This window comes from Pseudomonas sp. HP_14 (assembly GCF_055283875.1).
This window is the reverse complement of the sequence record NZ_JBTOQI010000042.1, coordinates 245039-265997: the sequence shown is the minus strand read 5'-3', so window position 1 is coordinate 265997 and position 20959 is coordinate 245039. Positions and strand designations below refer to the sequence as shown.

The following is a 20959-nucleotide window of genomic DNA, read 5'->3' as shown; positions in this document are numbered from 1 at the left end:
ATCTACCGTTTCGCGCAAGACAGCGCGGGGCTATGGATACTGGGGCAGCTCCTACAGCCCCCACGAACTATCCCCCACCAAAGAAAACTGCCCCTATCCCGCCTCGGCTGGCATTATGTCGGTCATAAAGCTCAATGGACGCTCGATGGCTCTGCCCCGGGACGCCCGTGACTATCTGATTCATTTCGTTTGGCCGCGTCTGGCGGCCGGTCCTGCTGGAGCGACCCAATGAGCGAGAGCGCTTTCTCCAATCGCATCGTGCAAAACCTGCTCGACACCGACTTGTACAAATTGAGCATGATGCAGGCGGTGTTGCATAACTACCCCAACGTCGACGTTGAGTGGGAGTTTCGCTGCCGCAACGGTGAGGACCTGCGTCCCTATCTCAGTGAAATCCAGCACCAGATAAAGCAGCTCTGTGATTTGTCACTGAGCGCCCAGGAGCTGAGTTTTCTGGAGCGCATCAACTTCATGAAGCCGGACTTCCTGCGGTTTCTCGGACTGTTCCGCTTCAACACGCGATACGTCAAAACCACGATCGAAGATGATCAACTGTGCATTCGCCTACAGGGACCATGGCTGCATGTGATCCTGTTTGAAGTCCCGGTGCTCGCGATTGTCAGTGAAGTACGCAACCGCCATCGTCATCCTGAAATCCTGCTCAGTGAGGCCCGCGACCAGTTGTATCGCAAGTTCGACTGGCTGGCCGCCAATGCACAAGCGGATGAATTGGCAGAGCTCAAAGTCGCAGACTTCGGCACCCGTCGACGCTTCTCTTACCGTGTTCAGGAAGAAGTCGTTGATGTCCTCAAACGTGACTTCCCCGGGCAGTTCGTCGGCACCAGCAATGTGCAGCTGGCGCGCAAGTTCGACCTGAAACCGCTAGGTACCATGGCCCATGAGTGGATCATGGCCCATCAGCAACTCGGTCCACGCCTGATCGACAGCCAAAGCGCTGCCCTCGATTGCTGGGTCCATGAATACCGGGGATTGCTGGGGATTGCGCTGACAGACTGCATTACCACCGATGCTTTCCTCAGGGACTTCGATCTGTATTTCGCCAAACTCTTCGATGGCCTGCGCCATGACTCCGGTGATCCGGTGAAGTGGGCCGAAAAATGCATCTCGCACTATCAGAAGCTTGGTATTGATCCGATGAGCAAGACGCTGGTGTTTTCCGACGGCCTGACATTGCCCAAGGCGCTGGAAATATTTCGCGCATTGCGCGGTCGCATCAATGTCAGCTTTGGGATTGGCACTAATCTGACAGCAGACATACCAGGCGTTGAACCCATGAGTATCGTCCTGAAGATGACCGCCTGCGCCGGGCAACCGGTGGCGAAAATCTCCGACGAGCCCGGCAAGACGCAATGCAAGGACCCCAATTTTGTCTCGTACCTGCGACATGTGTTCAAAGTGGCGGATTAATCCGCAAACAGAACCCGTCGCTACCATCCTTAACAAGGAGTGAATCATGCAAGCCGTACAGCTCCAGATCGCTGAGCAGCTCAAGGTGCAACCGCCTTTCGCCGACGAAAACGCACTTCAGGCCGAGGTCGCCCGGCGTATCGTTTTCATTCAGGACTGCCTGACCAACGCCCGCCTCAAGACGCTGGTGCTGGGCATCAGCGGCGGAGTGGATTCATTGACGGCAGGCCTGCTTGCCCAGCGCGCCGTTGAAGAGCTGCGCAGCAGCACCGGCGACGACAGTTACCGCTTCATTGCCGTGCGTCTGCCTTACCTCGTGCAACATGACGAGCATGAAGCTCAGGCTTCGGTGGACTTCATCAACCCGGACATTCGCCACACGGTCAACATCGGCGGCGCGGTCAAGGCGATGGCAAGCGAGATCAAGGCGTTCGAGGGTCAACATGCAAGCGCCGTGGACTTCGTACTGGGCAACACCAAAGCGCGCATGCGCATGGTTGCGCAGTACACCATCGCTGGCGCACATCAAGGCCTGGTGATTGGTACCGACCATGCAGCAGAAGCAGTGATGGGTTTCTTCACCAAATTCGGTGACGGTGCCTGCGACCTCGCGCCGCTGAGCGGGCTCGTCAAGAATCAGGTTCGGGCCATTGCCCGGCACTTCGGTGCGCCAGAATCGTTGGTCGAGAAGGTGCCGACTGCGGACCTGGAAGACTTGATGCCCGGTAAACCGGACGAAGCGTCACATGGCGTGACCTACGCCGAAATCGACGCCTTCCTGCATGGCGAGCCAGTCCGAGAGGAAGCGTTCAAGATCATCTGTGACACCTACGCCAAGACCCAGCACAAGCGGGAATTGCCGTACGCGCCTTGACCGGTGAAGTTGCCGCAGAAAAGTCAGCATATCGAAAGCTGACGTGGGGTCTGTGGGAGCGAATTCATTCGCGAATAGGCCGGTACATCCGATAGAGATTTTTCGCCTGTGATGCAGCCTTCGCGAATGAATTCGCTCCCACGAGATTTGCGATCCAGCGTCTTCCCAACAAAAAACCCGGCAATCGCCGGGTTTTCTTTTGAGCATCAGACGCGCTTATTTCAGCGTCACGGCGCCTTTCATCATGCTGATGTGGCCAGGGAACGAGCAGAAGAAACCGTACTTCTCAGCCGGGTCCAGCTTGGAAACATCAAACGTCACCGAATCCGTTTCACCAGCACCAATGATTTTGGTGTGAGCGATGATGCGGGCGTCGCCCTCCTTCAGGTAATCCTTGTCGATACCAGCGCCCAAGCCATCAGTGGCGATAGGCTGCATGTCCGACTCTTTGCTCAGCACCCAGTTATGGCCCATGACATTCTTTGGCAGGCTACCGGAATGGGTAAGGTTTACCGTGAATGTCTTGCAGCTTTTATCGATTTCAACGGCCTTGGTGTTGAAGGACATCTGATCGGTGGAGTCGACAGTCGTACTGCACTCTGCCGCCAGCAACTGCCCGCTGGCCAATGTCAGCAGGGATACAGCAACAAGCTTGCGAATCATGGGGAATCTCCAAGGCTGGGTATTTTGTTTATTCCGGCAAAGACTGCCTGATATAACGCCAGGTTCCAATGACCTGCGTCAACAAGGCTCAGTGACAGTTAGCTATCGAGGCCATCGAGACAATCAACGGGCCGTCTTTCATCCAACCGCGCAAGATGCCTCATCGCCATATTTCAGGAAGACCATCATGCAGCTCAACAGCTTTTTCCGTAGCTTGCTCGCGGCTTATGCCTGTGGTGCCACCGGCAGCAGTGCTGAAGAATCAAATCAGGTTTAGTGACGACTTAATTGACGAAAAGCGGGGCTTGGGAATTAGGGCTTTGGACCGGAGGACATACAACGCCGTGTGCCCGACGCCGTTCTCAGGCAGAATGGCGCCATTAACCGCCTAAACAGAGGATCGCCCATGGCTAAACCTAACTATTCCTTCGCAAAGCGTCAGCGAGATCTGGCTAAAGAGCAGAAGAAAGAGGAAAAGCTTCAGCGCAAAAATGCTGCCCTGGCCGAAACCACAGCCGAAGGCGACGCAGAGACAACTGAAGCTACCGACGAAGCTGCGCCCGTAGAGCAAACCACTACTGACGACAAGCCGGCTAGCTGAAGCAACACAGCGGGTCCGTTGGTCATCCGACGGACCGTAGGCGTTGTGAACGCTTTATTCGCGAAGGGTGTCGACCAGAAACATATCAATGCCTGAAACACCGCTTTCGCGAATACTCCTACAGGCGTGGATGTTCTTTCACACCTCAACCGGCATCACCGTCACCCGCACTTCCGGGTCGTGATTACCACCGCCCAGAATCACCCCGCGCAACGGCGAGACGTCTGAAAAATCCCGCCCCCAGGCCAGGCTGATGTGCTCCAGCGCAGGCTGCACATTGTTGGTGGGGTCAAAATCTACCCAGCCCAGCACCGGACAAAACACCGAAACCCAGGCATGGGAAGCATCTGCGCCAATCAATCGTGGCTGCCCCGGTGGTGGCTGGGTCAGTAAATAACCACTGATATAGCGCGCCGACAAACCGCGTGAGCGCAAGCAGGCCAGCATCAGGTGAGCAAAGTCCTGACAGACACCACGTCGGGATTCCAGCACTTCCACCAGCGGTGTCGCCACTTGCGTAGCTTCGCCGTCGAAGGTGAATTCAGTGAAGATTTTCTCCATCAATGCCTGCACGCATAACATCAGCGGCTGGCTTGGTACGAAACAATCCGCCGAAAACTCGATGAACGACTGTTTCAAGTGCACATAAGGCGACTCGAAACGATAGCGACAAGCTTCGAGGATATCTGCAGACATCGGCCTGGCGTTGTAGGTCATGATGCTGCGAGTCATTTCCCAAGCGGGCGAATGATCGAAGTTAAGGGGCGCACGCTCCAGGACTTCCACCCGCAGGCGGGCACTCACCTGCAGCTCATCGTGAGGCCGCTCGAACGCCAGGCGCGTCAGCGGGTTGCCGAACACGTCGAACTCATCACGGCGAATAGTCGGAATCGGGCTGACCAGTAACTGCTGCTCGGAACAGCGCTGCCACGGATTAGCCCTTGGCCACAGATGCGCCAACTGCTGCGCCAGAGAAACCGGGCTGTCGTATTTGTAATGCGTGTCATGAAAAATCTGGTAATGGGCACTCATCAGACGGACACCGTACGCTGGCTGATATCGTCGACATGGGCAAAGTGACGCAAGGCCAGACGGTCAGAGACTTGCCCGGCGGCATCACCAATGCTTTGCAGCATGTCCGCAAGCCCCTCCAACACTGCCTGAATACTGCTCTCACCAAACAACGGATTCTCCAGACAACCCAGGTCGAAACTCGACAGTCGTCGAACCAACGTGCCGAGGCTCGCATCTCGCGGCGCACAAAACTCTTCGTTCAAACGATTCAGAGACTTGGATACCAGTTTGAGCTGGAAGAGCACCGCGTGAGGGTTCTGATCATCGAGCAGTAGCAGGTCAAGCACCGGAATCAGTTGCGGCACGGCCAGGTAACGCGAGCGATAGGTGATGCTGCTATTACCCAGTTCCAGCAGCCACTCCAGCCCTGCCTGGTCTGTCACTGCCGCGCTGCGCAAGAATGCCGCGAGGCTGTTGCTGAGGAACTTCAGACGCTCGATACGCCGACCGATCATCAGAAAGCGCCAGCCTTCGTCACGGGTCATGTCGTCCAGGGCGAACCCGGACAGGGCCGCCAGGGACATCACCAGTCGATTGAGGAAATCCAGCAGTTGGCCGAAATCCGGATCCTTGCTGTCCAGACTGATGGCTTCACGCTGCAATTCAACCAGCGCCTGCCAGTTCTCCCGGGAAAGCTTGCCGCGCACCTGAGACGCAGCCCATTGCAAGCGTTGCAGGTTCGCGCGCAGGCTGAACGGCCACTCTTCGCCGAGAAGCCCCGCAAGAAGCCGATCAGGCAACGATCCACCTTCTTCTTCATCAGGCAGCAGGTTCAGACGCTCGCCCAGCGCCACGGCGGCCTCAAGAGCCACAGGATCATCGCCGTCCACATACCGCGCGAGCATGATGCGCAGCAAGCGCGCGCTGTTATCACAGCGCTCGCAATACCGACCGAACCAGAACAGGTTCTCCACCACGCGTGACGGCAGGTAAGGATCGCGACGAATCAGATCATGTACACCCAGGGTGCGCTGACCTTTCCAGGGTTCGCCGGTTTGCGAGAGTTCGCCCAGCACCCAGGTATCCTTGCTGGCACCACCGCGCTGCATCGATACCACTTCGGCATCCGCTTCGGCGGCGACCCGGGTCAGACCTCCTGGCAGAACGCGATACCCTTCGGAACTGGCCACTGCGTATACACGCATGCCAATCGCTCGTGGCTGCAATTGCTCGCCGTCGGCCTGCCAGATTGGCGCATGGGATAGCTGTGCAAGCTCCTGCGCCACGTAAGCGTAAGGCCTGGCCTGCATACGCAGTGCAAGCGCTTCACGTTGGGCCTTGTTCAAGTCCCGGCCAAATACCGGCGCGAAACTCTGGGATGGAAACGCGGGCTTGATCAACAACTCCGGCAGCTTCTCCAGCGCTTGAGCGAGAACAGGAGGCTCGCCACACCACCAGGTCGCCACTGATGGCAGGATCAGGTCTTCGCCGAACAGGTGCTGGGATATTTTCGGCAAAAAGCCCAGCAGGCCCGGCGACTCCAGAACGCCGCTGCCCAAGGCATTTGCGACCAACACCTTGCCCTGACGCACAGCCTCCAGCAAACCCGGTACGCCGAGCGCCGAATCAGTACGCAGCTCCAGCGGATCGCAGAAGTCGTCATCCAGACGCCGCATGATCGCGTGCACCCGGCGCAGGCCGCTGAGGGTTTTCAGGTAAACAGTTGCGTCGCGCACGGTGAGGTCACCACCTTCGACCAGCGGATAGCCCAACTGGCGCGCCAGATACAGATGTTCGAAGTAGCTTTCGTTGAAACGTCCCGGCGTCAGCAAGACGATCAGCGGTGTTTCATTGCTGGCGGGCGCTTGACGGGCAAGGGTTTCCTGCAAGGCGCGGAAAAACCCGGACAGGTGCTGAACCTGCAGATCCCGGTAGGTTTCGGGAAATGCACGAGACACAATCTGGCGGTTTTCCAACGCGTAGCCAGCGCCCGATGGCGCCTGGGTACGATCGGCTGTCACCCACCAACGCCCATCGGGCGTGCGCGCAAGATCGACCGCGTACATATGCAGAAACGCATCTTCCGGAGGCGCGATGCCCTGGCACGGCCACAGGAAATTGTTGTGGCCGAACACCAGCTCAGCGGGCAATAGCCCTTTGGAGATCAGGGTTTGCGGACCATACAGGTCTGCCAGCACGGCATTGAGCAACTTCGCCCGCTGGGCGATGCCCGCAGCCACTTGTTGCCATTCTTCAGCGGGAATCAGGTGCGGCAGCAGATCCAGCTCCCACGGCCGGTCAGCCCCTTTGGGGTCGGCGTAGACGTTGTACGTCACGCCATTTTCCTGAATCTGCCTGGCGAGCAGGGCCTGACGCTGGATCAGTTGTGCGGGAGTACTACGCTGTAATTGCTCATACATGCGCTGCCAATGAGGGCGAACAGCGCCATCGGCATCAAGCATTTCATGATAGGTACCCGCAAACACAGGGTAATGGTCAAGCAAGTCGTGCATGGAAGGCTCGGCAGAGACTAAAAATTCAGAGTAGCGTAGTCGGATGTCAGCCATTGGATGGCTGCTCCGGCTGACGAAACCATTTTTATAAAAACGAATGAATCAACGTGCCCGGTAGGAGCGAACTTGTTCGCGAGACGTCATACCTGATACGCAACCTCGCGAACAAGTTCGCTCCTACCAGTCCGAGCCGGCTGTGACTGACGCCCTTTTATTTATGCAAACGCATATCCAGCGTCATCGGCAGTTCATCATTAACGCTAAGCAGTGGCACTTCCAGTTTGCCGGGGGTATGACCAATCCTGAAGAACCGCGCCAGACGACGGCTTTCCGCTTCGTTGGCATTAACCGGCAGGGTCTCGTAATTGCGGCCGCCAGGATGCGCGACATGATACTCGCAGCCGCCCAGTGAGCGCTGCATCCAGGTATCGACAAGGTCGAATACCAGCGGCGCGTGCACCGGGATGGTAGGTTGCAGGCAGTTGGCAGGTTGCCAGGCGCGATAACGCACACCCGCGACAAACTCACCGACTCGCCCAGTGGGCTGCAACGGTATCGCAATGCCATTACAGGTCAATACATACCGTTTCGGCGGCATGCCGTTAATCTTGACTTGCAGGCGTTCAAGGGACGAATCCACGTAACGCACGGCGCCACCCGCCGAACCTTCTTCACCCAGTACGTGCCAGGGTTCAAGCGCCTGGCGCAACTCCAGTTCGATACCGCTGACCGCATAATCGCCAACCTTGGGAAAGCGGAACTCCAGATGCGCCGCAAACCACTCGGCACGCACCGGGTAACCGGCGCTGTTCAACTCCTCGATAACGTCCGCAAAGTCTTGCTCGATGAAGTGCGGCAGCATGAACCGGTCATGCAACTCTGTCCCCCAGCGAGCCAGCCTGGCGGGCGCATAGGGTTCGCGCCAGAAGCGCGCAACCAACGCTCGAAGCAGTAATTGCTGAGCCAGACTCATCCGCGCATGAGGCGGCATTTCAAAAGCACGCAACTCCAACAGGCCGAGACGACCAGTCGCACCATCCGGGGAGTACAACTTGTCGATACAGAACTCGGCCCGATGGGTATTGCCGGTGACGTCGATCAGCAAATTGCGCAGCAGACGGTCGACCACCCAAGGCGCGACTTCTTCGCCGGGCGCGGGCATTTGTGCGAAGGCGATTTCCAGCTCATACAACGAGTCGTTACGCGCCTCATCGACCCGTGGAGCCTGCGACGTCGGACCGATGAACAGCCCGGAAAACAGGTACGACAGCGACGGATGATTGTGCCAGTAGCTGAGCAGACTGCGCAGCACATCGGGACGCCGCAGGAATGGTGAATCACCTGGCGTAGCGCCACCCAGTACGAAGTGGTTGCCACCGCCGGTGCCGGTGTGACGGCCGTCGATCATGAATTTTTCAGTGGTCAGACGCGTCAGGCGCGCCTGCTCGTAGAGAAACTCGGTGCGCTCCACCAACTCGTCCCATGATGCGGACGGCTGTACGTTAACTTCAATGACGCCCGGATCAGGCGTGATACGGAAATTCGCCAGGCGCGGATCGCTCGGCGGCTCGTAGCCTTCAAGCAGAATCGGGCAGTTCAGCTCTTCGGCACTGGCCTCGATGGCAGCTACCAGTTCCAGATAATGTTCGAGCTTTTCCAGCGGCGGCATGAACAGGTACAACCGCCCTTCCCGCGCCTCAGCACACAACGCCGTACGGGTCAGCCAGTCGGCAGACTCGTCGATCTTAGGCATCCGCTCGGCGTTGGTGTCTGGATGTTCTGTAAGCCCGGTCAGTTGCGCTTGAACCTGCCCGTCATCCGGTAACTCGGGAAAGTCCTGGTTGAAGTCGGTGGGATGGATAAAAGGATATTCCGCCGCCTTGACCCAGGGCTGCGATGCCAACGGCAACCGATAACCGAGCGCAGAATCGCCAGGCACCAGACGGCAGTGGTTGTCGCGCAGATACCAACGGCCGCTCTGCCAGCGATCACCGTCAACGGAGCGCGCCAATGGCAAAACCTGGCCGATCACCTTGTCCAGACCCTGAGCAAAGACTTTGCGCAGTCGCGCACGCTCAAGCTCGTCACCCAGCCGCGAATCTTCCGCGCTAACATTGGCAGGCAGCGCACCTTCACGCCATAAGTAGTAGAAATTGTCTTCGTAGGCCGGGAATACAAAGCGCGTCGGCAGCTTTAGCCGTTCGGCCACGCTGGCGAGAAACTTTCCGGCCAACTCACCGGTTGCACCGTAACTTTCGGTCTCTTCGGCAATCAGCGCGTTGTTATGCCAGACCGGCTGCCCATCTTTACGCCAGAAGCAATTGAGCGACCAACGTGGCAATTGCTCGCCCGGGTACCATTTGCCCTGACCAAAATGCACGATCCCCAGTGGCGCGTAGTGCTTGCGCATGCGCTGGAACAGCTCAGCCGACAAGGCACGCTTTTTCGGCCCCAGTGCAGCCGTGTTCCACTCAGCCCCATCACGGTCGTCGATCGAAACGAAGGTCGGCTCGCCGCCCATGGTCAGACGAACATCGTTGTCAGCCAGATCACGGTCTATCTGATGGCCCAGCGTCTGAATCTCGGCCCACTGTTCTTCGGTGTACGGTTTGGTGACACGAGGTGCCTCCCAGATCCGCTCAACGGACATCTCATGGCTGAATTCAGTTTCGCACGGTTCGACCAACCCGCTGATCGGTGCCGCCGATGAGGGCTCGGGGCTGCAGGCGAGCGGAATATGCCCTTCGCCTGCGAACAAACCGGACGTGGCATCAAGGCCGACCCAGCCTGCGCCGGGTAGATAAACCTCGCACCAGGCGTGCAGATCGGTGAAGTCGACGTCAGTTCCGGAGGGGCCATCAAGGGCTTCAACGTCGGCTTTGAGCTGAATCAGGTAGCCGGACACGAAACGCGCTGCCATGCCGAGATGCCGCAGCAACTGCACCAGCAACCAGGCCGAGTCACGGCAGGAGCCAGAGGCGTTTTCCAGCGTGAACTCTGGCGTCTGTACACCGGGCTCCATGCGGATCAGGTAATCGATATCCTGACTCAGACGCTGATTGAGCCCGACCAGAAAGTCGATGGCGGGTAACGGCGTGCGATCAATGCTGGCCAGATAGGCAGCAAAGCGAGGAGTCAGCGGCAGCTTTTCAAGATACGGCGCCAGTTCGCGCTGCTCTTCGCCGGCATAGGAAAACGGGATTTTCTCGGCGTAGGGTTCGAGGAAGAAGTCGAATGGGTTGAAGACGGCCATTTCGGCGACCAAATCGACTTCAACACGCAACTCATTGGTCTTTTCTGGAAAGACCAGACGCGCCAGATAATTGCCTTGAGGATCCTGCTGCCAGTTGATGAAGTGATTTTCAGGCAGGACTTTCAGTGAGTACGACAAAACCCGGGTACGGCTATGGGCCGCCGGGCGCAGGCGAACAATCTGCGGACCAAGTTCAACCGCTCGTTCGTAGCGGTAGTGCGTAACGTGGTGCAAGGCAATATGAATCGACACGGCGTGCCTCCTGCGAGCCTGGACGGTAATGGAACCGCGCAAGACTTATGCCATCCGGGCAAATACGGCGGTTCCTCGACGGCGAGGCAGAACCAGGCACTATTAAAGCGCCCACCGTGCCCCGCGGTGCAAGCGTTGCACAGAAATAAGGCAGGAGGATGGAAATTTTGCGGAGGAGGTTCTGATTGCGGCTATCGCGGGCAAGCACCACTCCCACAAGGATAAGGTCTCTGTGGGAGCGAGGCTTGCCCGCGATATAGACGACGCGATTTAGCGCGGGACTACTGGCTTGCGCTTGGGCGGCTTGGGGCCTTTACCCTTCGCAGCGTCCATACGCTCTTTGGCAGCCTGCTTGTTACGGGCCATGGCCGCAGCCTTGGCTTCTTCGCGCTTGTCCCATGGTTTGCTGCCGTCACTGCCGCGTGGTGGCAGGCCGGTGTGCTGGGTCTGGATAAGCGTGGTCTTACCCACTTTATGACTGCCAGCAGGCGTCGAGTTCTTGCGACGGGCGCTCTGGTAGCTGTCAGTGGTCGGCTGATGCAGCGGGATCAACTGATGCTTGCCTGGCCCGATCAGGTCAGCACGCCCCATGCGCTCCAGCGCTTCGCGCAGCATTGGCCAGCCTTTAGGGTCGTGATAGCGCAAGAATGCCTTGTGCAGACGACGCTGCTCTTCGCTCTTGACGATGGTGACCGCATCACTCTTGTACGTCACTTTGCGCAGCGGGTTCTTGCCGGAGTGATACATCGCGGTCGCCGAAGCCATTGGCGAAGGATAGAAAGCCTGTACTTGATCTGCACGAAAACCATTGCCCTTGAGCCACAGCGCCAGATTCATCATGTCTTCATCAGTGGTGCCCGGGTGGGCCGCGATGAAGTAAGGGATCAGGTACTGTTCCTTGCCAGCTTCCTTCGAATACTTCTCGAACATGCGCTTGAATTTTTCATAGCTGCCAATGCCCGGCTTCATCATCTGGTTGAGCGGACCTTCCTCGGTATGTTCCGGGGCGATCTTCAGGTAACCACCGACGTGGTGGGTGACCAGCTCTTTGACATACTCCGGCGACTCGACCGCGAGGTCATAGCGCAAGCCGGAAGCAATCAGAATTTTCTTCACGCCAGGCAACGCACGGGCACTGCGATACAGCTGAATCAACGAAGAGTGATCAGTATTCAGGTTCGGGCAGATGCCCGGGAACACACAGGACGGCTTGCGGCAGGCGGATTCGATTTCCGGGCTTTTGCAGGCGATACGGTACATGTTGGCGGTAGGCCCGCCGAGGTCGGAAATGACCCCTGTGAAACCTGGAACCTTGTCGCGGATCTCTTCGATCTCGCGGATGATCGACTCTTCAGAGCGGTTCTGAATAATCCGGCCTTCGTGTTCAGTGATCGAGCAGAACGTGCAGCCACCGAAACAGCCACGCATGATGTTCACCGAGAAACGGATCATGTCGTAAGCCGGGATCTTCTCCTTGCCATAGGCAGGATGCGGGACGCGTGCATACGGCATGCCGAACACGTAGTCCATTTCTTCAGTGGTCATCGGAATCGGTGGCGGATTGAACCAGACGTCCACTTCGCCATGCTTCTGCACCAATGCCCGAGCGTTGCCTGGGTTGGTTTCCAGGTGCAATACGCGGTTAGCGTGAGCATAGAGAACCGCATCGCCACGCACTTTTTCCACGGACGGCAAACGAATAACCGTTTTGTCACGGGTCATGCGCGGGCTGGCCAGAATCTGCACAACTTTGGCTTCGTTCGGATCTTCAACCGGCCCCTTTTCCTGCTCGATGGCGCAGGCCTGGGTGTCCTGGGTATTGACGTACGGGTTGATGATCTTGTCGATCTTGCCCGGACGGTCAATACGGGTGGAGTCCACTTCGTACCAGTCTTTAGGCGTGTCACGGCGAATGAACGCGGTGCCGCGCACATCGGTGATGTCTTCGATCTTGTGACCATAGGACAGACGCTGAGCCACTTCGACGATCGCCCGCTCGGCGTTGCCGTACAGCAGGATATCGGCACAGGCGTCGATCAGGATCGAGTTGCGGACTTTGTCCTGCCAATAGTCGTAGTGTGCGATACGACGCAACGATGCTTCGATGCCGCCAAGCACGATGGGCACGTTCTTGTAGGCTTCCTTGCACCGCTGGCTGTAAACGAGACTGGCGCGATCCGGACGCTTGCCAGCCATGCCGCCTGGGGTATAGGCGTCGTCGGAGCGGATTTTCTTGTCCGCGGTATAGCGGTTGATCATCGAGTCCATGTTGCCAGCCGCAACACCGAAGAACAGATTCGGCTCGCCGAGCTTCATGAAGTCGTCTTTGGACTGCCAGTTTGGCTGGGCGATGATCCCGACGCGAAAGCCCTGAGACTCCAGCAGCCGGCCAATGATCGCCATACCGAACGACGGGTGATCCACGTAGGCATCACCGGTCACGATAATGATGTCGCAGGAATCCCAGCCAAGCTGATCCATTTCTTCCCGACTCATTGGCAGGAAAGGCGCTGGCCCAAAACATTCGGCCCAGTACTTCGGATAGTCAAATAACGGCTTGGCTGCTTGCATGTCGGAACCTACGTTTGCACGTTGGAAAAATCGCGGGCGCGGAATATAGCACAAATTTTGATCAAGTCCGACGGTAATGGTCGGAATTGAGTTACTGGTGGCGGGACTGCCCATTACCTGTGAGAGCTGAGCTTGCTCGCGATGAACGATGAGGCGGTATGGCCATGAAACCGAGTCGCCAGTATCGCGGGCAAGCCCGGCTCCCACAGGGATTTGCGATCCGCCTGAGACGGTTATCTGTGGGAGATTCCATGGTGGCCTGCAAAGGTTGATCCCGGTGGGAGCGAATTCATTCGCGAATGCGTCTTGTCAGGCGACAGAAGTGTTGAATCTGCCGGCCCTTTCCCGAATAAATTCGGTCCCACAGGTTTTGCATAAGCTTGAGATGCTACCAACCCACGCACCGCTCCCACGTAAAACAGTCACCGTATATTATTCGTCGTCGAAGTTGTAACTGCCCGGCGCGAGATTTTCGAAACGGGTGTACTTACCGATAAACGCCAACCGCGTGGTACCGATCGGCCCGTTACGCTGTTTACCGATAATGATTTCAGCGATGCCTTTATGCTCGGTTTCCGGGTGGTACACCTCGTCCCGGTAAACGAACATGATCACGTCAGCATCCTGCTCGATCGCTCCGGATTCCCGCAAGTCGGAGTTGATCGGGCGTTTGTTCGGTCGTTGCTCCAGGGAGCGGTTGAGCTGCGACAGGGCAACAACCGGGCAATTGAACTCCTTGGCGAGGGCTTTCAACGAGCGGGAAATCTCGGAAATCTCGTTAGTCCGGTTATCACCGCCGGAGCCGGGGATCTGCATCAACTGCAGGTAGTCGATCATGATCAAGGCAATGTCGCCATGTTCCCGCACCAGACGGCGGGTCCGGGCGCGCATCTCCGACGGGCTGATACCCGCCGTATCGTCGATGAACAACTTACGCTCGTTGAGCAAATTGACCGCCGAAGTCAGACGCGGCCAATCGTCATCTTCCAGGCGACCGGCACGGACCTTGGTCTGATCGATGCGCCCCAGGGACGACAGCATACGCATGATCAGCGATTCACCTGGCATCTCCAACGAGTAAACCAGTACTGCCTTGTCGCTGCGCAATACAGCGTTCTCCACCAGGTTCATGGCGAAGGTGGTTTTACCCATGGACGGACGACCGGCGACGATGATCAAGTCAGCCGGTTGCAGGCCACTGGTTTTTTCATCAAGGTCGGTATAACCGGTGGACAGGCCGGTGATCGCGTTATCAGTGTTGAACAGCGTATCGATACGGTCGATGGCCATGGTCAACAGGTCAGTCACCGCGACCGGGCCACCGGTCTTTGGCCGCGCTTCAGCGATCTGGAAGATCTGACGCTCGGCCTCATCGAGGATCTCTGATGCGTTACGCCCTTCCGGGTTGAACGCACTGTCGGCGATCTCGGTACTGATACTGATCAATTGTCGCAACGTCGCCCGCTCACGGACGATTTGCGCATAGGCCTTGATGTTGGCAACCGACGGAATGTTTTTCGCCAGCTCACTGAGGTAGCCCAGACCGCCAACTTGCGAAGTCTGGCCTTCCTTTTCCAGCTGCTCGGCCAGAGTTACCACGTCGATTGGCTGATTCTGGTCAGCCAGACGTGCAATGGCACGGAAGATCAAGCGGTGGTCATGCCGATAGAAATCGCCGTCCGACACCTGATCAAGCACACGTTCCCAGGCGTTGTTGTCCAGCATCAGACCGCCGAGTACTGCCTGTTCGGCCTCGATGGAATGCGGCGGCACCTTGAGGGCAGCGGTTTGCAGATCATATTGCTCGGGGGCGGAGATATCGTTCATATCCACTCGAAATCAGGGATGGTAAAAACCATCGGTACAGAAAGACAAAGGGCACGACCTGTAAACAGGATCGTGCCCGATGTTAATCCTCTGACGAGCAAGTCGCCAGACGATTACGTACTGCTTAAGCAGCCACCACAACAACGCGAACGGTTGCTTCTACGTCGCTGTGCAGGTGCACGGCTACGTCGAATTCGCCAACGTTACGGATGGTGCCGTTCGGCAGACGAACTTCGCTTTTTGCAACTTCAACGCCAGAGGCGGTCAGTGCATCAGCGATGTCGTGGGTGCCGATCGAACCGAACAGCTTGCCTTCGTCACCAGCAGTGGCAGTGATAGTCACTTCCAGCTCAGCCAGTTGGGCAGCGCGAGTTTCGGCAGAAGCTTTTTTGTCTGCAGCCAGTTTTTCCAGCTCGGCACGACGCTCTTCAAACGCAGCAATGTTAGCAGCGGTCGCAGCGGTAGCCTTGCCGTATGGCAGCAGGTAGTTACGACCGTAACCGGCCTTAACATTTACTTTGTCGCCCAGGTTGCCCAGGTTCGCGACTTTTTCCAGAAGGATCAGTTGCATGTGAAAATCCTCTTAACTTTTAACCTTCACCGTTCGCGCTATCGGAGTCTTTCGATCCCAGACGACCGCGAAAATCAATCAGGCTGTCGACAATGGCAATAACCACGAGCAACGGACCTATCAGGTGCATGAATGGCACTAGCGTGACGTACATCCCCACCAGCCAGAAACCGGCCAGTTTTTTCTGCGCCACCAGCCCGTGAATCAGGGCCAGCCCGGCGAAGGCCAACGGTATGCTCAACAACGGCAACAAAATCAACATCTGTACGCCAATCATCGGCCCTACAAACATCGCTGCCAGCAACAATAACGCCAGTCCTTTCGGGGTTCTGATCTGACGAAATTCGCGACCAAAACCACCGGGGTTGTACAACAACGCCTGCCAATAGCGCCCAAGAATCAGGCACAACACACTGAAAACCTGAAGCGTAACCGCCATCGAACCGATGATCAGGGGTGGAATCAGTGAAGCGAAGGTAACTCGCTGGTCAGCCGAGAGTTTCTCGTAGACCTCACCGAAAGCCTGAGGCATGAGTTTCTCGAACTCCTGACTCAAACTGTCAACCATGGGACTGAACACCGTTCCCAGGCTCACTGCACACAACAACCCGACTACCACGCTGACCAGCAGCGCGCGATTCCAGGTGTGGCCTGCGCGTAAAACCAGCGACAGACCACAAGCCCCCAGCAACACTAAAAGTGCACCGGGATCTTTCTGGAAGTACCAGCAAACCAACGCTGAAAGCACTCCCACACCAATGACGCCGATGGCGTCCGAACCGCGCCGCAGTAGTACAAGACTAGCTGCAGCGGCACTCACACAGTACAACAGCGGCAATGCCGCAAATCCGGCCACAACCAGCATGGCCTGCAAACGTCCCCGCATGATGAATTCAGCCAAGGCGCGCATGCATTAGATCCTTACTACTTTGTCGACTGCCCGGTCTCAGCGGCCGTGGCTGTCGGTGTAGGCCAGCAGGGCCAGGAAGCGGGCACGCTTGATAGCGGTGGCCAGCTGACGCTGATAACGTGCTTTGGTACCAGTGATACGGCTTGGAACGATTTTGCCGGTCTCGGATACGTATGCTTTCAGAGTGTTGAGATCTTTGTAGTCGATCTCTTTCACGTCTTCAGCGGTGAAGCGGCAGAATTTACGACGACGGAAGAAACGTGCCATGTGATTGGCTCCTTAAAAGGTCCGTGGATTACTCGTCAGCGTTATCGCTGTTGTCGCTGTCATCACCATCAACGCCATCGGCGCTGTCGGAGTGCTCAGGACGGTCGCGACGCTCACGGCGCTCACTGCGGTTTTCTTCAGCCTTGAGCATCTCGGACTGGCCAGTTACGGCTTCGTCACGACGGATGACCAGGTTACGGATCACTGCATCGTTGTAGCGGAAGTTGTCTTCCAGCTCGGCCAGAGCCTTGCCAGTGCACTCAACGTTCAGCATCACGTAGTGAGCCTTGTGAACATTGTTGATTGCGTAAGCCAGTTGACGACGGCCCCAATCTTCCAGACGGTGGATTTTGCCGCCGTCTTCTTCGATCAGCTTGGTGTAACGCTCTACCATGCCGCCGACTTGCTCGCTTTGATCCGGGTGGACCAAAAAGATGATTTCGTAATGACGCATGAATGCTCCTTACGGGTTGTAGCCTGCCGCCAATAAGCGGTCAGACAAGGAGTGAATGACACTGTTAGTCTTGCTCAGGGACAGGCACATGAGCGCCTGCCGTGACAGCAAGGGGCGCAATTGTAGAGAAGGGGATGCAGAGGTGCAAGGTAATTGGTGATTATTTGAGCAATTACCACAAAGCCTATGTAGGAGCTCACGAAGGCTGCGAAGGTCCGAAGAACCCTCGTCGCGATTGAAGGCCAATCGCAGCCTGCGGCAGCTCCTACAGGGATATTACTTCTTGGTTCCAGCCGCTTTTACGTTGCGCTGACGCATGGCCTCGAACAGGCAGACACCTGTCGCAACCGATACGTTAAGGCTGCTGACACTGCCAGCCATCGGCAGGCGAACCAGATAATCGCAGTGTTCACGGGTCAGACGACGCATGCCTTTGCCTTCGGCCCCCATGATCAGGATGGTCGGGCCGGTCAGGTCCTGCTGATACAACTCCTGCTCAGCCTCCCCCGCCGTACCGACAACCCAAAGACCGCGCTGCTGGAGTTTTTCCAGGGTGCGGGCCAGGTTAGTTACAGCAACCAGAGGAATGACTTCAGCAGCGCCGCAAGCAACTTTACGCACGGCCGGAGTCAACGTTGCCGACTTGTCCTTGGGCACGACAACTGCCAAAGCACCAGCAGCATCAGCCGTGCGCAGGCACGCACCGAGGTTGTGCGGATCGGTGACGCCATCGAGCACGAGGATCAGCGGGGCACCCTCGGTACGATCCAGCAATTCATCGAGCATTGCCTCGCCCCAGACCTGGCTAGGGCTGACATCCGCAACAACACCCTGGTGAACACCTTCAACCCAGGCGTCCATTTCGCGACGCTCGGCCTGACCGATCGAAACACGATTTTCACCGGCCAGCGCAACCAGCACCTGAACGCGAGGATCATTACGACCCTCGGCCAGCCAGATTTGCTTGACCCGCTTAGGGTGGTGACGTAACAACGCTTCTACAGCATGCACGCCGTAGATTTTTTCCAACGAACTCATGACTTGGCCTTAGGCTTGCGCACCCCGCCGCTCTTCGCAGCGGGTGCAGAGCCCGCTTTAGGCGGGCCTTTACGGTGTTTACTGGGCTTAGCAGGTCTGTCCGACGAAGGGGCAGAACCAGCTTTACCGGACTTTCCCGACGATGCCTTGCTACCACCCTTCGCTTCAGCCAGCAGAGCCTGTTTCAGTTCGCGGCTTTTACGCACTTCAGCGTTTTTCGCGGCTGCATCGCTAGGCCGGTAGGCCTCTGGCTCGGCACTGGCCTTGGCTTTAGCCTTTGCCGGACGCTTGCTCGGCGCACGCTCCGGAGCAGCGGCTTTTTCAACAGCCTGCGGCTCGGCGCCGCGACGCTTGCGGCCAATCGGCGCGCTGATGGTTTTTTCGGCCATCTCGAAGTCGATCTTGCGCTCATCCAGATCAACACGCATGACGCGCACTTCAACGGTATCGCCCAAACGGAAGCTGCGACCGGTGCGCTCGCCCGCCAGGCGGTGATGCAGCGGATCGAAATGGTAATAATCGCCCGGCAAAGCGGTGACGTGCACCAGACCTTCGACATAGATATCAGTCAGTTCAACAAACAGACCAAAACCAGTCACAGCCGTGATCACCCCAGGGAAAGACTCGCCTACGCGGTCTTTCATGAACTCACATTTGAGCCAGTTGACCACGTCACGCGTAGCTTCATCGGCGCGGCGCTCGTTCATCGAACACTGCTCACCCAACTGCTCGAGAATGGCATCGTCGTACGGATAGATACGAGCTTTCGGGATTACGGCAGCACCCGCTCGGCGCACGTGCGGCGTGTCCTGCTTCGAGCGGATCACACTGCGGATTGCGCGGTGAGTCAGCAAGTCAGGATAACGGCGAATCGGCGAGGTAAAGTGGGTATACGCCTCGTAATTCAAGCCGAAGTGGCCGTTGTTGTCAGAGCTGTATACCGCCTGACTCAACGAACGCAGCATGACGGTCTGAATCAGGTGATAGTCCGGACGATCCCGAACAGTCTCAAGCAGTGCCTGATAATCCTTCGGAGTTGGACCGTCCTTGCCTTTGTGCAGAGACAGACCCAGCTCACCGAGGAACGCACGGAGTTTTTCCAGACGCTCGGGTGGCGGACCATCGTGCACGCGGTACAGAGCAGGAATTTCGTGCTTCTTGAGGAACTCGGCAGTGGCTACGTTAGCAGCCAGCATGCACTCCTCGATCAGCTTGTGAGCGTCGTTACGAGTGGTCGGGCGGATTTCAGCGATCTTGCGCTCGGTACCGAAAATGATCCGGGTTTCCTGCGTTTCAAAATCGATCGCGCCGCGCGTATGACGAGCACCCAGCAAAACCTTGTACAGCGCATAAAGCTGCTTCAGGTGAGGCAGCACGTCCGGGTATTCACCACGCAACTGGCGAGCGTCGCTGCTTTTCGGCTGCTCCAGCATGGTGCTGACTTTGTTGTAAGTCAGGCGGGCATGGGAGTGGATGACAGCTTCATAGAACACGTAATCAGTCATCTCGCCAGTTTTGGAGATGGTCATCTCACAAACCATGGCCAGGCGATCGACGTGCGGATTCAGCGAGCACAAGCCGTTGGAAAGCTGCTCAGGCAGCATTGGCACGACCCGCTCAGGGAAGTAAACCGAGGTGCCACGCACCTGCGACTCGGCATCCAGAGCAGAACCGATCTTCACGTAGCTCGACACGTCAGCGATAGCGACGTAGAGCTTCCAGCCGCCCGAGAACAGGCGCAGTTTGCCGGGTTTGGCTTCGCAATAAACCGCATCGTCGAAGTCGCGAGCATCTTCACCGTCGATGGTGACGAACGGTAAATGGCGCAGGTCGACGCGATTTTCTTTGTCTTTTTCTTCAACTTCCGGCTTTAGTTTGGCGGCTTCTTTAAGCACGGCCTCTGGCCAGACGTGAGGAATATCGTAGGTGCGCAGCGCGACATCGATTTCCATACCGGGAGCCATGTAGTTGCCCACGACTTCGACGATATCGCCCTGAGGCTGGAAGCGCGGCGTTGGCCAGTGGGTGATTTTCACCTCTACGAACTGACCGATCTTCGCGTTGCTGTTACGACCCGGTGTGACCAGCACTTCCTGCTGGATTTTTGGATTGTCAGGAATGACAAAACCAATGCCGGCCTCTTCGAAGTATCGGCCGACAACGGTTTCGTGGGCACGGGAAATCACTTCGACGATCACGCCTTCGCGGCGACCACGACGGTCCAGGCCGGAAACGCGCGCCAGAGCACGGTCGCCGTCGAACACCAGACGCATCTGGGCCGGACTCATGAACAGGTCATCACTGCCGTCATCGGGTACCAGGAAGCCGAAACCATCACGATGCCCGGAGATACGCCCCAGGATCAGGTCCAGCTTGTCCACCGGGGCATAGGTGCCACGACGGGTGTAGATCAACTGAGCGTCGCGCTCCATGGCTCGCAAACGGCGGCGCAGGGCCTCGAACTGATCTTCAGTTGTCAGGCCAAATTCTTCCACCAGTTGCTCACGACTCGCAGGCGAACCGCGATCGGAGAGGTGAGCCAGAATCAATTCACGGCTGGGGATAGGGTTTTCGTATTTTTCCGCTTCACGAGCGGCCTCGGGATCGAGGGACTGCCAATCGGCCATTAGATAGTTTTCACCTTGTCTATATGCGGGCTAGTTTGGCATACACCTATTGAAACGGGAAATTTCAGACTTCAACAGCGCAGGAAAAGCTGCGAC

Annotated in this window: 15 protein-coding genes; 3 read left to right on the top strand and 12 right to left on the bottom strand. The window is 57.3% G+C overall.

Going from position 1 to position 20959, the window contains the following annotated elements:
- Positions 1-228: 228 nt before the first annotated feature.
- The gene (pncB, locus tag ACYASS_RS21645; RefSeq protein ID WP_463587621.1) at positions 229-1428 is read left to right on the top strand and encodes a nicotinate phosphoribosyltransferase; all 1200 of its coding nucleotides are present in this window, start codon (positions 229-231) and stop codon (positions 1426-1428) included.
- A gap of 46 nt (positions 1429-1474) precedes the next feature.
- Positions 1475-2302 (top strand): ammonia-dependent NAD(+) synthetase, encoded by an 828-nt coding sequence (gene nadE, locus ACYASS_RS21640; protein ID WP_122663133.1) that lies wholly within the window; start codon positions 1475-1477, stop codon positions 2300-2302.
- 216 nt (positions 2303-2518) lie between these two features.
- Here the strand turns inward: nadE and azu are convergent, their stop codons facing one another.
- The gene (gene azu / locus ACYASS_RS21635; protein WP_463587620.1) at positions 2519-2965 is read right to left on the bottom strand and encodes an azurin; all 447 of its coding nucleotides are present in this window, start codon (positions 2963-2965) and stop codon (positions 2519-2521) included.
- Positions 2966-3371: 406 nt separating this feature from the next.
- Here azu and ACYASS_RS21630 point away from each other — a divergent pair, with 406 nt between their 5' ends.
- Positions 3372-3566 (top strand): hypothetical protein, encoded by a 195-nt coding sequence (locus ACYASS_RS21630; RefSeq protein WP_463587619.1) that lies wholly within the window; start codon positions 3372-3374, stop codon positions 3564-3566.
- A 138-nt stretch (positions 3567-3704) separates the two neighbouring features.
- On the opposite strand, the gene ACYASS_RS21625 is transcribed toward ACYASS_RS21630, so the two are convergent.
- The 11 genes from ACYASS_RS21625 to rnr form a co-directional block, all read right to left on the bottom strand.
- Positions 3705-4598: a transglutaminase family protein gene (locus ACYASS_RS21625; RefSeq protein WP_463587618.1), complete on the bottom strand. Its 894-nt coding sequence runs from the start codon at positions 4596-4598 to the stop codon at positions 3705-3707.
- The gene (locus tag ACYASS_RS21620; RefSeq protein ID WP_463587617.1) at positions 4598-7093 is read right to left on the bottom strand and encodes a circularly permuted type 2 ATP-grasp protein; all 2496 of its coding nucleotides are present in this window, start codon (positions 7091-7093) and stop codon (positions 4598-4600) included. The genes ACYASS_RS21625 and ACYASS_RS21620 overlap by 1 nt, the downstream gene beginning before the upstream one ends.
- Before the next feature lie 211 nt (positions 7094-7304).
- The gene (locus ACYASS_RS21615) at positions 7305-10598 is read right to left on the bottom strand and encodes a transglutaminase family protein (protein WP_463587616.1); all 3294 of its coding nucleotides are present in this window, start codon (positions 10596-10598) and stop codon (positions 7305-7307) included.
- A gap of 270 nt (positions 10599-10868) precedes the next feature.
- Positions 10869-13169 (bottom strand): YgiQ family radical SAM protein, encoded by a 2301-nt coding sequence (locus ACYASS_RS21610; RefSeq protein ID WP_463587615.1) that lies wholly within the window; start codon positions 13167-13169, stop codon positions 10869-10871.
- Between the two features lie 432 nt (positions 13170-13601).
- Positions 13602-14996 (bottom strand): replicative DNA helicase, encoded by a 1395-nt coding sequence (gene dnaB / locus ACYASS_RS21605; RefSeq protein WP_463587614.1) that lies wholly within the window; start codon positions 14994-14996, stop codon positions 13602-13604.
- Between the two features lie 124 nt (positions 14997-15120).
- Positions 15121-15567 (bottom strand): 50S ribosomal protein L9, encoded by a 447-nt coding sequence (rplI, locus tag ACYASS_RS21600; protein WP_020293665.1) that lies wholly within the window; start codon positions 15565-15567, stop codon positions 15121-15123.
- 19 nt (positions 15568-15586) lie between these two features.
- Positions 15587-16477, bottom strand: coding sequence for a hypothetical protein (locus ACYASS_RS21595; RefSeq protein ID WP_463587613.1), 891 nt, complete (start codon positions 16475-16477; stop codon positions 15587-15589).
- Positions 16478-16513: 36 nt separating this feature from the next.
- A complete protein-coding gene (gene rpsR, locus ACYASS_RS21590) occupies positions 16514-16744 on the bottom strand; it encodes a 30S ribosomal protein S18 (RefSeq protein WP_002551829.1) in 231 nt (76 codons plus the stop codon).
- A 28-nt stretch (positions 16745-16772) separates the two neighbouring features.
- On the bottom strand, positions 16773-17198 hold the full coding sequence (rpsF, locus tag ACYASS_RS21585; RefSeq protein WP_027900435.1) for a 30S ribosomal protein S6: 426 nt from the start codon (positions 17196-17198) through the stop codon (positions 16773-16775).
- A 276-nt stretch (positions 17199-17474) separates the two neighbouring features.
- A complete protein-coding gene (gene rlmB / locus ACYASS_RS21580) occupies positions 17475-18236 on the bottom strand; it encodes a 23S rRNA (guanosine(2251)-2'-O)-methyltransferase RlmB (protein WP_463587612.1) in 762 nt (253 codons plus the stop codon).
- A complete protein-coding gene (rnr, locus tag ACYASS_RS21575) occupies positions 18233-20863 on the bottom strand; it encodes a ribonuclease R (protein ID WP_463587611.1) in 2631 nt (876 codons plus the stop codon). The genes rlmB and rnr overlap by 4 nt, the downstream gene beginning before the upstream one ends.
- Positions 20864-20959: the final 96 nt, after the last annotated feature.